The organism is Sphaerisporangium corydalis, from assembly GCF_025506355.1.
GTDB lineage: Bacteria > Actinomycetota > Actinomycetes > Streptosporangiales > Streptosporangiaceae > Sphaerisporangium > Sphaerisporangium corydalis.
This window is the reverse complement of the sequence record NZ_JANZYP010000007.1, coordinates 169,602-184,665: the sequence shown is the minus strand read 5'-3', so window position 1 is coordinate 184,665 and position 15,064 is coordinate 169,602. Positions and strand designations below refer to the sequence as shown.

The window sequence follows — 15,064 nt, the reverse complement described above, 5'->3', positions numbered from 1 at the left end:
GTGTTCCGCCCAGTGGGCGGGTGATCACCGGGAGCGCGGCGCCTCGGGCTTGAAGGACCGGCGGACGAGCTGCCCGGACTTCCCCGGCGGGCCGAGGTGCCTGCCGTTGACCCACAGGTCGACGCCGCCGGCGTTGCCGAAGGTGACCCGCATCTCCTTGTGCCCCTTCCAGGTGGAGGTGCGGCCGGCGGGCATCGTGCCGCGGAACACCCGCTTGCCCTTGGCGTCGGTGATGTCGACCCACGACGGCCGGTTCGCCTTCACCTGGAGCGTCACCAGGTCGCTCGCCGGTTTGGCCGCCTTGGGGTGGGTGGACGGCTTGGCCGTGACCGGGCTCTTGGGCGAAGGCACCGCCTTGGCGTCGTTGCCGGTGGCGATGGTCTCACCGGACCCGCTCATCACCCGGGTCACCCCGAAGACCGCAACGATGGCGAGGGCGATCGCCATGGCCGTGGACCAGTTGGGGCTCCGGCGTTCGCGGAGCTTGATCGTGCTCTCCGCCTGGAAGACGGCCGCGGCGCGCACCGGCAGGGGCACTCCCCCGTGTTCCTCGTCGTACTGGTGCACGATGACGCCCGGGTCGAGCCCGAGCGTCTTGGCGATGTTCCGGACGTGGCCCCTGGCGTAGAAGTCACCCCCGCAGTGTGAGAAGTCGTCCCGTTCTATGGCGTAGATGACTGTTTCCCTGATGCGCGTGCGGCCGCTCAGTTGGGCGACCGTCATGCCCGCCGCGTTCCGTGCCGCGGCCAGCGTCACTCCAGTGCTCATACGTCCCCCTCGCCGTGCACCTGCCGCTACGCGTCCGTATATCCGACGATGCGTAGTCATTCACATTCAACCAGTTACCGAGGGGATCGGTGGCGGAGGGGTCACTCTCCGCGCAAGTCGGCGAGCAGGCCGGGCAGTTCATCGGGTTTCACCATCACCTCGCGCGCCTTGGAGCCCTCGCTCGGGCCGACCACGCTCCTGCTCTCCAGCAGGTCCATCAGCCGGCCGGCCTTGGCGAATCCGACGCGCAGCTTGCGCTGGAGCATCGAGGTGGAGCCGAACTGGGTGGTGACGATCAGCTCGGCCGCCTGGACGAGCAGGTCGAGGTCGTCGCCGATGTCCTCGTCGATCTCGCGCTTGACCGCCGTCACCGAGACGTCGTCGCGGTACTCCACCTGCATCTGGGCCTTGCAGTGGGCGACGACCTCGTTGATCTCCTTCTCCGACAGGAAGGCGTTCTGCAGGCGCATCGGCTTGCTGGCGCCCATCGGCAGGAACAGGGCGTCGCCCTGGCCGACGAGCTTCTCGGCGCCTGGCTGGTCCAGGATGACCCGGGAGTCGGCGAGCGAGGAGGTGGCGAACGCGAGCCGCGAGGGCACGTTGGCCTTGATGAGCCCGGTCACGACGTCCACCGAGGGCCGCTGGGTGGCGATGACCAGGTGGATGCCGGCGGCGCGGGCGAGCTGGGTGATGCGGACGATGGAGTCCTCGACGTCGCGCGGGGCGACCATCATCAGGTCGGCGAGCTCGTCGATGATCACCAGCAGGTAGGGGTAGGGCTGGTAGACCCGCTCGCTCCCGGGCGGCGGCACGAGCTTGCCCGCGCGCACCGCCTTGTTGAACTCGTCGACGTGCCGGAACCCGCTCGCCGCCAGGTCGTCGTAGCGGCGGTCCATCTCGCCGACCACCCATTCGAGGGCCTCGGCGGCCTTCTTCGGGTTGGTGATGATCGGCGTGATCAGGTGGGGGATGCCCTCGTAGGTGTTGAGCTCGACCCGCTTGGGGTCCACGAGCACCATGCGCACCTCGTCGGGGGTGGCGCGCATCAGGATCGAGGAGATCAGGCCGTTGACGCACACCGACTTGCCGGCGCCGGTGGCGCCCGCGATGAGCAGGTGGGGCATCTTGGCGAGGTTGGCCACTATCGTGCGGCCCTCGACGTCCTTGCCGAGGCCGACGATCATCGGGTGGTGGTCGGCCTGGGCCACCTGCGAGCGGAGCACGTCGCCGAGGCTGACCAGGTCCTTGTCGGCGTTCGGGATCTCGACCCCGATCGCGGACTTGCCGGGGATCGGGGACAGGATGCGCACGTCGGCGGACTTGACGGCGTAGGCGATGTTCTTGGTGAGGGCGGTGACCTTCTCGACCTTGACCGCCGGGCCCAGCTCGATCTCGTAGCGGGTGACCGTGGGGCCCCGGGTGAACCCGATCACCTGGGCGTCGATGGTGAACTGCTCCAGGACGCTGCTGAGCGCGTTGACGACGGTGGTGTTCGCCTTGGTCTGCGGCTTGGGCGGGGTGCCCTGCCGCAGCACCTGGAGGTCCGGCAGGACGTAGGGGCCGCCCTGCGGGGACAGCACGAGCTGCTCGACCTTGCGCGGCGCCGGCGAGGGGTGGGGCGGCTCGGAGACGGCCGGGAGCACCGGCGCCTCCTCCTCGTCGACCAGGCCGGGAACGATCTCCGGGGAGTGGTCGGCGAGCTTGGCGGGGACGTCGACCAGCGGGGTGTCGTAGGGCTTGACGTGCTCGACGATCTCCGGGTCGCCGTCCTTGCCGCCGGACCCGGTGCGCGACCTGCGGGGACGCCGCGCGCGCTCCTTGGGGGCGGCGTCCCCGCCGGCGCCGGCCTTGGTGAAGAGCATGTGCTGGATCTCCGCGAGCCGCTCGGGCACGCGGTGCACCGGCGTGGCGGTGATGACCAGCGCGCCGAACCCCGAGAGCAGCAGGAGCAGCGGGATGGTGATGAACGCGGGCAGGATGCTGGACGGCGGCGCCGACACGATGAACCCGATCATGCCGCCGGCCGCCGAGACCTTGTCCATGCCGTCGGTCGAGCCGGGGCCCGAGGGGTACGGCGTGGCGTGCGCGACGTGGATGATGCCGAGCAGCCCGGCCAGCAGGGCGGTCCAGCCGATCATCATGCGGCCGGTGTCGGCGTTCTGGTCGGGATGGCGCAGCAGGCGCCAGGCGATCAGCGCGAGCAGGATGGGCACCGACCAGGCCAGGGAGCCGAGGGTGCCGCGCAGGACGGCGTCGACCACGGTCGCGACCGCCCCGCGGGTGGTGCGCCAGGTCATCGCGGCCAGGACGATCGCCGCGCCCAGCACGGCCAGGCCGAGGCCGTCGCGCCGGTGGGCGGGGTCGAGCTCGCGCGCCTGCTGCCCGAAGGCGCGCGCGGCGGTGCCGATGCCGTTCGCGAACAGCAGCCACACGCCGATGAACAGCTTGCCGATCGCCAGGAAGACCCAGCTGATCGGGTCCGGGGGCGTGGACGCCTGCCGGCGCGCGGGCGGTCGGGCCCCGGCGCGCGCCCCCGAGGCCCGCGTGCCGGCCGGCCGCTTGGCAGGGGACGTACGCGAGGACGTGGACCGCTTCGCCGACCCCTTTGGGGTGCTTTTCGACGTACGGGTGGCCATGGTACCGAGGGTACGCATGAGGCGGCCCCGACGCTCGCAGACGCGCCGGGCCCGGCATCGCCGATGGTTCCGGCGTTCCCGCGCGCACGGGGGGCGGTGGCCGATCACCGCGGCCGTTCGCCGATGTGAACCGGATTGTGTTCTATGTATTGACATCGCGTTTCATGTAATGGAATCTCCATCCAAAAGACGTTGGAAGGAGGAGCGATGTCCGCACTCGACTGGTCCGTGCTGGGCGCCTACTTCGTGGTGATGATCGCCATCGGGGTGTGGTCGAAGAACCGCATCAAGACCGTCATCGACTACTTCACCGCCGGTGGCCGGATCCCCTGGTGGCTCTCGGGGATCTCCCACCACATGTCGGGCTACAGCGCGGTCATGTTCGTCGCGTTCGCGGCCGTCGCCTATGACTACGGGCTCACGGTGTACGTCTGGTGGGCGATGACGATCGGCATCGGCGTCGGCATCGGGGCCTTCGTGTTCGCCGCCCGGTGGAACCGGCTCAGGTCCAAGCACGGCGTGGTCTCGCCGCTGGAGTACCTCACCCGGCGGTACAACCTGCCCACCCAGCAGGTGATGGCCTACAGCGGCGCGCTGCTGAAGGTCGTCGACATCGCGGCCAAGTGGGTGGCCATCTCGGTGCTGCTCAAGGGCTTCGCCGGCATCCCCATCCAGTACGGCATCGCGATCACCGGCGCGGTCACCGTGATCTACGTGACCGTCGGCGGGCTGTGGGCCGACGTGCTCACCGACTTCGGGCAGTTCGTGATCCAGGCCGTCGCCGGGGTCGTCATGTTCGTGGCCGTGCTCGGGCAGCTCGGCGGCATCTCGGCGCTGTGGACCATGTGGGGCAAGCTTCCCCCCGGGCACGGCGACCCCCTGACCGGGCCCTACACCACGACGTACTTCTTCGCGTTCCTGCTGATCAAGACGTTCGAGTACAACGGCGGCATGTGGAACCTCGCTCAGCGCTACATGGGGGCGCAGTCCGGCTCGCAGGCCAAGCGCGCCGCGCTGCTGTCCAGCGCCCTGTGGCTGCTGTGGCCGCTGGTCCTGTTCATCCCGATGTTCGCCGCCCCGCTGATCGTGCCGGGCCTGACGAACTCCGACCAGTCCTACGTGGCGCTGGCGCAGGAGCTGCTGCCCGGCGGCCTCATCGGCCTGGTGCTCGCGGGGTTCTTCTCGCACACGATGGCGATGGTCTCCTCCGACGCCAACGTGATCTCCGCGGTCATCACCCGCGACATCCTGCCGGTGTTCGTGCGGCAGGTCAGGACCATGACGGCCCAGGGCGCGCTCCGGCTGGCCCGGATCACGACGTTCCTGTTCGTGGTCACCAGCATGACGATCGCGATCGCCACCCAGGGCCAGGGCGTGGTGCTGAAGATCGTCGTGGACGTGGTGGCGGCCACGATGGGGCCGATCTCGATCCCGCTGATGCTCGGGCTGCTCCCGTGGTTCAAGCGCAGCGGGCCGACGGCCGCCATCGTGTCGTGGGCCGCCGGCCTCGGCGTCTGGGCGGTGATCAAGTGGGTGATCGCCTCGGCGAACACGACGCTGGTCGTCGCGGCGCCACTGGTGACCTCACTGGTCCTCTACGTCGTCATCGGCCTCCTGCGGCCGGAGAACACCCCCGACCGCGACGAGCTGGTCGACTCCCTCGGCAGCGACCCCGCCGAGGAGCGGGCCACGGTCACCGCCTAGTCGCCGCGCGCGAAGCTCGCTTGAATGGGATGGGAAAGGTGACCACCTTCCCCATCCCATTTGGCGGCTCACATCGCTACTTGTCTGACTCCAGGGTCCCGCCGTTGGCGACGTCGGACTTCTCGATCTCCCAGAAGACGATGCGCACGGCCTCCTGGCGCGCCTTGAGTATCCCGACGGCGGCCTCGGTCACGGCGGCCACGAAGTCACGGCGCTGGTCCAGGGTGCGCCCCGACAGCAGTTCCACGGTGATGTTCGGCATGATGTCCTCCAGGTTCGCGTTTGTTGCATCACATGAAATCAAATTCCACTACATGAACCAAGAAGGAGCCCGTCGTGGACGTGATGGTGATCGGTGAGCCGCTGGTCGAGTTCTCGGCGTCCGCTCCCCTGACCGATGCGGACATCTTTCACCTGTCCTTCTCCGGCGACGCGCTGAACGCGGCGGTGGCGGCGGCCGCGACCGGCGCGCACGTGGCGCTGGTCACGCTGGTGGGCGAGGACGAGTTCGGCGAGCGGCTGATCCGCTTCGCGGCGGCCCACGGCGTCGACACCCGCTGGATGCTGCGGGGCACCGGCTCGACCGGCGCGTACGCCGTCGGCGCCGACCCGAGCGGCGAGCGGGCCTTCGGCTACATGCGGGCGTGCAGCGCGGCCTCCAGGATGGGTCCCTCCGACGTCGCCTCCGCTCCCCTGGCCGAGACCTCGGTCCTGCTGGTCAGCGGCGTCACCGCGGCCCTGTCGGACTCCTGCGCGCACGCCGTGCGCCACGCGGCCGAGACCGTGCACGCGGCCGGGGGGAAGGTGGTCTACGACCCGAACTTCCGCTCCCGCCTCACCACGCCGAAGGCGGCGGCCCGGGTGCTCGCGGACGTCGCCCCGCACGCGGCCCTGGTCACCCCCTCGTGCCCCGGCGACAGCCTCCCGCTCCTCGGCACCGGCGAGCCCGGCGAGACCGTACAGGCCTGCCTGGGGCTCGGCGCGCGGGCCGTGGCCGTGACCCTCGGCCCCGAGGGCGTGCTGCTCGGGGAGGCCGGGGACGCGCCGCCGTCACGGGTCCCCGCCGTCCCCGCGCGGTCGATCGTGGACCAGACCGGCGCCGGCGACGCGTTCGCGGGCACGGTCGCGGCCCGGCTCGCGGCGGGAGACCCGCTCCGCGAGGCCGTACGGGCCGGTACGGCCGCCGCGGCCGTCAGCCTGGAGGGTCAGGGGGGCACCGGGCGGGTCGCCACCCCTGAGGACATCCGGCGGCTGCTGGACGACCTCTCGGGGACCGCCGGCCTCGCCCCCTGACCCCGGCCGGGACGCCGGAGCGGACGGAAGCCGGCCGTCGGGTCCGTGCGCCGGACGGGCCGGGCGGACGCGGAGGTCAGCGGGCGACGGCGGCGGGGGCGCCGAGGGCCGTCGAGACGTCCCGGGCCGCCGAGACGACCACCGGGGCCAGGTCCTGCAGCGCCCCGGGCTCCATGTCCATGGCGAGCGAGGAGATGGAGATGCCGCCCAGCACCCCGCCGGTGTGGTCGAACACCGCCGCGCCGACGCAGCGGATGCCGGGCTCGTTCTCCTCGTCGTCCATGGCGTAGCCGAGCGCCCGCACCTTGCCGAGGTGGGCCAGCAGGTCGTCCACGCCGGTCAGGGTCGCCGGCGTGAGGCGCGTGAGGCCCGTGCGCGCGGCGATGAGCCTGACCTCGTCGTCGCCCAGCTCGGCCAGGATCGCCTTGCCGATGGCCGTGCTGTGCAGGCGCAGGCTCATGCCGACCCTGGAGGGCATCTGGTAGGGCCTGCGGCCTTCGAGCTTGTCGACGTACACCGCCTCGTCGCCGCTGCGGATGCCGAAGTGGGTGGTGTAGCCGGTGCGCTCGTGCAGCGCCCGCAGGGCGGCGGACGCCTGCCGCGAGGGGTCGAAACGGCTCATCACCCGGCCCGCGAGCGTGAGGATGCGCGGCCCCGGCTCGTAGCCGCCGGCGCCGTCGGCACGGGCGAACCCCCACTCGACGAGCGACTGGAGGATGCGGTGAACGGTCGACTTGGAGACGCCGGTCGCGGCGGCGATGTCGGTCACGCGGTGGTGCTCGGCGATCGCCTCGAGCACCGCCAGCGCCTTGTCGATGGAGCTGCCTTCCCTGACCACGTCCCGAGCCTACTAACAGGCATCCCGTAGTAAGGTCCGCGCGGCCCGCCCGTACGAGCCCCTCACCGCGCGGCCCCCCGGCCGGCCGCCGCTCGTACGGGCCCCCTCACCGCGCGAGCCAGCCGCCGTCCACGGCCAGCAGGTGGCCGTTGACGTAGTCGGAGGCGTGCGAGGCGAGGAAGACGGACGCGCCGACCAGGTCCTCGGGCGTGCCCCAGCGCCCGGCCGGGATCCTGGCCCTGATCGCGGGCTCGCGGTCGGGGTCGTCCCGGAGCGGGCCGGTGTTGCCGGTGATGATGTACCCCGGGGCGATGGCGTTGACCTGCACGCCGCCCGCCGCCCATTCGCAGGCCAGCGTGCGGGTCAGCCCCGCGACGGCGTGCTTGGCCGCGGTGTACCCGGCCACGTTGACCCCGCCCTGGAAGGACAGCATGGACGCCACCATGATGATCTTCCCCGAGCCCCGGCCCAGCATGGAACGGCCCGCGGCCTGGCTGAGCAGGAAGACCGCGTCGAGGTTGACGTCCAGGACTGCCCGCCAGTCGGCGTAGCTCTGCCCGGCGGCGGGCGACCTGCGGATGATCCCCGCGTTGTTGACCAGGATGTCCACGCGGTGGCGCGCCAGGAGCTCCTCGGCGGCGCCGGGCAGCCGGGCGAGGTCGGACAGGTCCAGGATCCACCGCCAGGCCTCCCTGCCGGTCTTGCGGACCTCGGCCTCCACCTCGCCGAGGTCGTCGCGGTGGCCGTGCAGCACCACGTCGGCGCCGGCCCTGGCGAGCCCGACCGCGATGGCGCGGCCGATGCCGGTGCGGGTGCCGGTGACCAGCGCCGTCCTGCCCTCCAGCGAGAACATCACCGCATCGCGCCGATCGCGACCTGCTCCATGTCGTCGTACGCCTGGTTCTCGCCGCCCATCGCCCAGACGAAGGCGTAGTTGCTGGTGCCGAAGCCGCAGTGGACCGACCAGGGGGGCGAGATAACGGCCTGCCGGTCGGCGACGACCAGGTTGCGCGTCTCGGTGGGCTCGCCCATGAGGTGGATCACCCGCGCGTCCTCGGGGAGGCCGAAGTACAGATAGACCTCGGTACGCCGCTCGTGGGTGTGGCACGGCATGGTGTTCCACATGCTGCCCGGCTCCAGCACGGTCACGCCGAGGACGAGCTGGCAGCTCTGGATGCCCTTGGCGTGGATGTACTTGTTGATCGTGCGGTCGTTGGACCCCTCCTGCGACCCGAGCCGCACCGGCTCGGCGTCCGCGAGGCCGGCCTGCACCGTCGGGTGCTCGGTGTGGGCGGGCGTGGACACCAGGTAGAAGGCGCCGCCGGCGAAGGTCACCTCGCGCGCCCCCCTGCCGACGTACAGGCACTCCCTGGCGCCCACCTCGTACGCCTCGCCGTCCACGGTGACCGTCCCGGGGCCCTCGCCCACGTTGACCACGCCGAGCTCGCGGCGTTCGAGGAAGTGGCCGGACCTGAGCTGGTCCGGGCACGGCAGGCCGAGCGGCCGTTCCCCGGCGACCGCACCCCCGATCACGATGCGGTCCTCGTGGGAGTACACGAGGCGGACCTCCCCGGGTACGAAGAGGTCCTCGGCCAGGAAGCGGGCCCTGAGCCTGTCGGTCGTCATCCCGGGCACCTGGTCGGGCGCGGTCGCGTGCCGTACCTCCACCGCTCCTCCTATTCCGTTACATAGAATGGCATATTGCTATATAGAACAGTGCGGGGCGTGCGAGGTCAAGCGCGGTGGGTCGTGGCGCCGGGCGGCGGCCTCAGTACGTGCGGCGCACGCCGCGGGCCGCCACCTCGATGCGGTCGCGCGCCTCCAGCAGGCAGGCCGCGATCTCCTTGTCCCGGCCCGCCGTCAGCCGGGGGATCGGCACCGAGACGCTGACCGCGTCGCGGGGCGGATAGGCGATGTCGAGCGCGACGCCGAAGCAGCGCAGGCCCTCGGTGTTCTCCTCGCGGTCCACCGAATACCCCCGTTTGCGGATCCGGCGCAGGTCGGCGATGAGCTGGCCCTGGTCCACGATGGTGTTCTTGGTGAGCCGGGGCAGCTCGGCGGGCAGCAGCCGCGACACCTCGGCGTCGTCGCGCGAGGCGAGGATCGCCTTGCCGAGCGAGGTGGTGCTGGCCGGCAGGCGGCGGCCCACCCGGGTGAACGGCCGCAGGTAGTGGCGCGAGGCCCGGGTGGCGAGGTACACGACGTCGAAATGGTCGAGCCGGGCGAGGTGCACGGTCTCGCCGGTGACCTCGGCGAGCCAGTCGAGCGCGTCGTGCGCGATCTGCACGACCGGGTCGCCGTCGATGTAGGTCGCGCCGACCAGCAGGGCGCGCATCCCGATGCGGTAGAGCGTGCCGGTGACGTCGGTCTCGATCCAGCCGAGACCCACCAGCGTGCGCAGCAGGGCGTGCAGGCTGCTCTTGGGGTAGCCGAGCTTGCCCTGCAGGTCGGAGAGGCTGTGCAGGCCCGGGTACTGGGCCAGGAAGTCGAGCAGCTCCACGGTGCGCACGGCGGACTTGACGTGCGGCATGGCGGCTCCCTGCTCCGTCATCTGCGTCCTTCCTGCCGCGCCTTACCTGCGTCCATTCTCGCCGGTCACAACTCCACTACGCGACCACCCGCGTACGCGTACTCGGGATCGGCCGGATCCAGCTCCGGCATCCCCTCCGCGTAGGCCTCGGCATCGTCTCGTGGCTCGTACCCGAGCGCGAGCCCGGCGGCCGGGTCCCACCAGCTCCGCGTGTTGGCCGAGACGCCCCAGACCGCCGCGTACGTCAGGTCCGGCGAGGTCAGGCACGCGTGCGTCAGGCGCACCATGTCCCCGTGGCTGATCCACGTGGACAGCTCGCGGGGGGATTTGGGACGGTCCCTGAAGCTGCCGATGCGCAGCGAGGCCACGCGCATGCCGTACCTGTCGGAGTAGAAGCGGCCGAGCGCCTCGCCGTAGGCCTTGGAGACGCCGTAGTGCGAGTCGGGCGCCACGGGCGTGCCGGCGGGGGCGGACTCCTGGCGCGGCGTGAAGCCGGCCGCGTGGTTGCTGCTCGCGTAGACGACCCGTTCCACCCCGGCCAGCCTGGCGGCCTCGAAGACGCGGTAGGTCCCCTCGATGTTGGCCGTGAGCAGCCGCTCGAAGCTCGCGGACGTCGAGGGGATGCCCGCGAGGTGGACCACGGCCGTCACGCCGTCCATGGCGCCCTCCAGCGCCTTGGCGTCCGTGACGTCGCAGACGACCACCTCGTGGCCGGCCCGGTCGATCGCGACCTTGTCGAGGAGCCGGAGCGTGTGACCGTACTCGGGAAGGCCGTCGGCCAGGCAGGCGCCGATGCGTCCCGCCGCGCCGGTGACCAGAATGTTTTTCACCATGTCGCAACCGTATGGGCGGCGATGTGGTCCACGTCAAGATCGTCCCCGAGTCCCGGACGCATCGGGAGTGCGACATTTCCGGATTCATCGATTGGATCGACGATCGAGCGGAGATGCGGTGGAGGGGTGTCGTAGTCGGAGTGCGGGTGCAGCAGGCCGCGCTCGTACCACTCCCCGCACAGCGTGGCCCCGATGACCGCCAGCGCCCCCGAGCCGTTGCCGTGGATCTCGCAGCCCATCCCGAACGACTCGGCCGTGTGCACGGCCTTCAGGGCCGGGATGAGGCCGCCCGAGCCGACGACCCCGACGCGCAGGATGTCGCACGCCCCTGCCGCCACCCACTCGGCCCGCGCCATGTGCTTGCCCCAGGAGGTCTCCGGGCCGAGGATCGGCGTCGCGAGCTGGTCGGCCAGCCACCGGTACGACTGGACCGAGGCCTCCTCCATCGGCTCCTCGTACCAGGCGAAGCCCAGCTCGTCGAGCGCGCGCCCGAGCCTGAGCGCGTCGGTGCGGCTGTACCAGTGGTTGCTGTCCAGCATCAGCGCCACGTCCGGGCCGACCGCATCGCGGACGACGGCGCACGCCTTGATGTCCAGGTCGACGCCGTGCGGCATCGGCGGCATCCAGGTGTGCAGTTTGATGCCCCGGTACCCCCGGGCGACCAGCTCCTTGGCGAAGTCGGCGTAGTCGGAGAACGACGCCAGCCCGCCGGGGATGTCGTCGCCGCACATGGTGCTGGCGTAGGCGGGGATGACCGAGCGGGCGCCGCCGAGCAGCCGCCACACGGGCAGGCCGAGCTTGCGGCCCGCCAGGTCCCACAGCGCCTGGTCGACGGTGCTGAGCAGGCGGTCGGTCAGGTGGCCGTGCGCGCCGCGCTGGCGGCGGGCGAGCGCGTGCCACAGCCGCTCGCGGTCCAGGCCCTCCTGCCCGGTCAGCACCGGGCGCACGTGCGCCTTGATCATGCTCTCCCTGAGGGTCTCCGGCTGGCCCAGGCAGCGGCCCGTGGCGCCGTCGGCGTCGGTGACCTCCAGCAGCGCCTCCTTGACCTCGCGGGGCGGCCCCGGATGCCGGTGCCCGTGCCCGTCCACCACGGACCTGATGACGGTCGTGAACACCGTGACGGTGACCCGGTCGATGACGGCCATGAAGGTCCCTCCTGGAACCGCTGGGTGACTGGAACCGCTGGTTGACTGGAACCCGGAGCCGGCGCCCACGGTCAGGTGCTGCGCGCCGGCTCCGGGGCGTGACGGCTAGGAGTGGGACTGCTTCCACTCCGCCTGGGCTTCGGTGAGCTTCTGCGCCATCGTGTCCAGGAACTCCTGCGGCTTCATCTGGCCGAGCAGGACCTTCTGGAACAGCGGCTCGGTGTCGGCCTTGGTGATCGAGGAGTACTGCGGCAGGTAGTACGGCGGGGAGACCACGACGGTGGCCGGGTCGGCGAGCACCTCGACCGCGCTCTTGAGGTACGGCCGCTCGCTCACCCAGGAGTCGGCCTGGGCGTCCTTGTTGGCCGGGATCTGGCCGGCCTGCTGGTTCCAGTAGCTGTTGCTCTCCTTGGAGACCAGGAAGTCCACGAACTTCCAGGCCGCGTCCTTGTTCTTGCTGTTCTTGAACACCGAGAAGCCGTCGACCGGGTTGGCCACGACGGTGCGCTTGCCCGACTGCCCGACGGGCAGCGGGTAGGCGTCGACCTTGTCGGCGCCGAACGCCTTGACGTGGTCGTTGTAGGAGCCGAGGTTGTGGTGCATCATCGCGACCTTGCCGCTGGTGAACTGGGCCACCATCTTCGGGAAGTCGTTGGTGACGTCCGCCTCGGGGGTGTCCTTCTTGAACAGCGCCGCGATCTTGGTGACGAGTTCGACGTTCTTGGGGTCGTTGACGGTGCTCTTGCCCGCGCTGTCGAAGAACTCGGTGACGCCGGAGTAGGCGTAGGCCTCGGCCAGGAGCTGGAAGATCGACCCCGCGCCGCCGCGGATGGTCCAGCCGTACTGGTCGGGGGCCTTGGTCAGTTTGTCGGCGGCGGCGAAGAACTCGTCCCAGGTCTTCGGCGCCTCGACCCCGGCGGCCGACAGCTTGTCCTTCTGGTACCAGATGACGTCCAGGTTGGAGGTCGCCGGCACCACGTACAGCTTGCCGTCGGGCGCGGTCTGCTTGACCGAGGCCAGCATGCTGTCGAGGAGCTTGCCGTTCGCCGGGCTCTTGGCCAGCCAGTCGTCGGCCGGTTCGAGCGCCTGCTGGCCGGTCAGGTTGGCGAGGTAACTGGCGCTCACGCCGCCGACGTCGGGCGTCTCGCCGCCCGCGATCGCGGTGTCGTACTTCTGCTGGACCGAGGCGATCGGGATGCCGACGTACTCGACGTGGATCGTCGGGTTGGCCTTCTCGAACCGCTTGATCAGCTCCTGGTAGATCGGCGTGCGGACGCCGCCGTTGTTGTCCCAGAAGGTGATGGTCGTCTTGTCCGATCCCCCGCCCCCTGAGCCGGAGTCGCCGGATCCGCAGGCCGTCGCGGTGACGGAGAGGGCGAGGACGGCGACCGCGGCCGTGCAGACCTTCGTGATGCTTCTCATGTGTGATGTCCTCCAGGCGGGGGGTGCTATCCCTTGACGGCACCGGCGCTGATGCCGTGCACGAGATAGCGCTGAATCACTGCGAAAACGCAGACGACGGGTATCGCCGCTACGACGCCACCCGCCGCCAGGGCCCCGAAGTCGGCGCTGTACTCCCCGATCGTGTAACTGAGGCCGACGGGGATCGTGAAGTTGTCCTGCCGGCTGATGAACATCAGCGCGAACAGGAAGTTGTTCCAGGTGTGGATGAAGGCGAACGAGCCGACGGCGATGAGGCCGGGGCGGAGCTGCGGCAGCACGACCGCGAAGAACGCCCGCATCCGTGTGCAGCCGTCCACCATCGCGGCCTCCTCCACCTGGAAGGGGACCGCGGCCACGAAGCCGCTCATCAAGATGATCGACAGCGGCAGGTTGAAGACCGTGTCGGCGACCACCAGGCTCCACAGGGAGTTGATGAGCCCGAGGCCCTTGAAGATGGTGAAGAGCGGGATCAGCATCATGGCGCCCGGGATGAACTGCGTGCACAGCAGGGCGACCATGAAGGCCGTGCGGCCACGGAAACGGAACCGCGCCAGCGCGTACCCGCCCATGAGGGCGATCACCGTCGTGGAGAACAGCGCCAGGACGCCCACGATCACGCTGTTCTTGAAGAAGACGGCGTACCCGATGTCATTCCACACCGTGTCGAAGTGCTCGAAGGTGATCGGCCACGGGATCGGCGTGGTCGAGCCCGCGGGCCGGAGCGCGAAGACGATCATCCAGTAGAACGGGATCAGCGTGAAGGCGAGGTAGAGCGCCAGCGGGACGTACAGCCGCAGCACCCTGCCCGGGTCCTTCTTGCGCGAGCCGGGCGCGGCGCCGATCCGCGCGTGGGCGGGGGTACGCGCGATGACCTGGGTTGCCATGGATCCGTCCCTCATCCCTTGTGGTCCGCGCCGAACCGGCTCAGCCGGAGGTAGAGGAGCGAGCAGAACAGCAGGATCACGAACCCGGCCGTGGTGAGCGCCGAGCCGTACCCGAAGTCCTTGGAGTCGATCGCGCGCTGGGCCACGTACAGCGGCAGCGTGGTGGTGATCTGGGCCGGGCCGCCGCCGGTCAGCGTGTAGATCAGGTCGACGTTGTTGAACTCCCAGACCGAGCGGAGCAGCGTGGCGAGCACGATGGCGTCCCGCAGGTGGGGCAGGGTGACGTGGCGGAACCGGCGCGTGCGGCCCGCGCCGTCGACGGCCGCCGCCTCGTACAACTCGCCGGGGATGCCCTGCAGGCCGGCGAGCAGCAGGATGGCGAAGAACGGCACTCCGCGCCACAGCTCGGTGACGACCAGGGCGCCGAAGACGGTGTCGGGGTTGCCGAGCACGGCGGCCTCGGGGGCGCCGAGGTAGCGCACGATGCCGGTCGTCGGGTTGTAGAGCAGGATCCAGATGCCCGTGGTCAGCACTCCGGAGACCGCCCACGGCGAGAAGACCATGGACCGGGCGAGCCCCCGGCCGATGAAACTTTCATTCACTATGAGCGCCAGCGCGAGGCCGAGGACGAGCTGCAGCCCGGTCTCGACGACCACCCATTTCACGGTGAAACCCAGGCTGGACCAGAACAGCGGGTCGTGGAACAACATCTCACGGAAGTTGTCCAGGCCGGCGAACCCGTTGGCCCACGGTTTGGTCAGATTGTGGTTCCTCAGGCTGTAGTAGAGGACGCTGCCGATGGGGTACACGAGGAACACGGCGATCAGCAGGACCGTCGGGGAGATCAGCATGTACGGCGCCCAGCGCAGGGCCCGGGGGCGTCCCCTCGCCGTGGGTGTGCTGGCCAATGCCACCTGGCACTCCGTTCGGTCGGGCAACGTGTCACATTCTTGAACCACGTTCACACTTGTGGACGCGCCGTCAACGTAG

Annotated in this window: 14 protein-coding genes; 2 read left to right on the top strand and 12 right to left on the bottom strand. The window is 70.4% G+C overall.

Annotated features, from left to right (window positions below; genetic code table 11):
- Window positions 1-24: 24 nt before the first annotated feature.
- Window positions 25-768: a helix-turn-helix domain-containing protein gene (locus NYZ98_RS07940; RefSeq protein ID WP_262841896.1), complete on the bottom strand. Its 744-nt coding sequence runs from the start codon at window positions 766-768 to the stop codon at window positions 25-27.
- A gap of 101 nt (window positions 769-869) precedes the next feature.
- Window positions 870-3,404: an FtsK/SpoIIIE family DNA translocase gene (locus tag NYZ98_RS07935; protein WP_262841895.1), complete on the bottom strand. Its 2,535-nt coding sequence runs from the start codon at window positions 3,402-3,404 to the stop codon at window positions 870-872.
- Between the two features lie 207 nt (window positions 3,405-3,611).
- On the opposite strand from NYZ98_RS07935, the gene NYZ98_RS07930 reads away from it, so the two are divergent.
- Complete coding sequence (locus tag NYZ98_RS07930) at window positions 3,612-5,108, top strand: sodium:solute symporter family protein (protein WP_262841894.1); 1,497 nt, start codon at window positions 3,612-3,614, stop codon at window positions 5,106-5,108.
- 76 nt (window positions 5,109-5,184) lie between these two features.
- Here the strand turns inward: NYZ98_RS07930 and NYZ98_RS07925 are convergent, their stop codons facing one another.
- Entirely contained in the window at window positions 5,185-5,370 is a 186-nt protein-coding gene (locus NYZ98_RS07925) for a tautomerase family protein (protein ID WP_262841893.1), read from the bottom strand.
- Window positions 5,371-5,453: 83 nt separating this feature from the next.
- Here NYZ98_RS07925 and NYZ98_RS07920 point away from each other — a divergent pair, with 83 nt between their 5' ends.
- Window positions 5,454-6,401: a sugar kinase gene (locus NYZ98_RS07920; protein WP_262841920.1), complete on the top strand. Its 948-nt coding sequence runs from the start codon at window positions 5,454-5,456 to the stop codon at window positions 6,399-6,401.
- A 76-nt stretch (window positions 6,402-6,477) separates the two neighbouring features.
- Here the strand turns inward: NYZ98_RS07920 and NYZ98_RS07915 are convergent, their stop codons facing one another.
- The 9 genes from NYZ98_RS07915 to NYZ98_RS07875 form a co-directional block, all read right to left on the bottom strand.
- A complete protein-coding gene (locus NYZ98_RS07915; RefSeq protein ID WP_262841892.1) occupies window positions 6,478-7,239 on the bottom strand; it encodes an IclR family transcriptional regulator in 762 nt (253 codons plus the stop codon).
- Between the two features lie 106 nt (window positions 7,240-7,345).
- Window positions 7,346-8,092, bottom strand: coding sequence for an SDR family oxidoreductase (locus NYZ98_RS07910; protein ID WP_262841891.1), 747 nt, complete (start codon window positions 8,090-8,092; stop codon window positions 7,346-7,348).
- A complete protein-coding gene (kduI, locus tag NYZ98_RS07905; RefSeq protein WP_262841890.1) occupies window positions 8,092-8,907 on the bottom strand; it encodes a 5-dehydro-4-deoxy-D-glucuronate isomerase in 816 nt (271 codons plus the stop codon). The genes NYZ98_RS07910 and kduI overlap by 1 nt, the downstream gene beginning before the upstream one ends.
- 100 nt (window positions 8,908-9,007) lie before the next feature.
- Window positions 9,008-9,790 (bottom strand): IclR family transcriptional regulator, encoded by a 783-nt coding sequence (locus tag NYZ98_RS07900; protein WP_262841889.1) that lies wholly within the window; start codon window positions 9,788-9,790, stop codon window positions 9,008-9,010.
- A gap of 44 nt (window positions 9,791-9,834) precedes the next feature.
- Complete coding sequence (locus tag NYZ98_RS07895) at window positions 9,835-10,602, bottom strand: NAD-dependent epimerase/dehydratase family protein (protein WP_262841888.1); 768 nt, start codon at window positions 10,600-10,602, stop codon at window positions 9,835-9,837.
- Window positions 10,596-11,747: an enolase C-terminal domain-like protein gene (locus NYZ98_RS07890; protein ID WP_262841887.1), complete on the bottom strand. Its 1,152-nt coding sequence runs from the start codon at window positions 11,745-11,747 to the stop codon at window positions 10,596-10,598. The genes NYZ98_RS07895 and NYZ98_RS07890 overlap by 7 nt, the downstream gene beginning before the upstream one ends.
- Before the next feature lie 105 nt (window positions 11,748-11,852).
- Complete coding sequence (locus NYZ98_RS07885) at window positions 11,853-13,169, bottom strand: ABC transporter substrate-binding protein (protein WP_262841886.1); 1,317 nt, start codon at window positions 13,167-13,169, stop codon at window positions 11,853-11,855.
- Between the two features lie 26 nt (window positions 13,170-13,195).
- On the bottom strand, window positions 13,196-14,074 hold the full coding sequence (locus tag NYZ98_RS07880; RefSeq protein WP_262841885.1) for a carbohydrate ABC transporter permease: 879 nt from the start codon (window positions 14,072-14,074) through the stop codon (window positions 13,196-13,198).
- An 11-nt stretch (window positions 14,075-14,085) separates the two neighbouring features.
- Window positions 14,086-14,988: a carbohydrate ABC transporter permease gene (locus NYZ98_RS07875; protein WP_262841884.1), complete on the bottom strand. Its 903-nt coding sequence runs from the start codon at window positions 14,986-14,988 to the stop codon at window positions 14,086-14,088.
- Window positions 14,989-15,064: the final 76 nt, after the last annotated feature.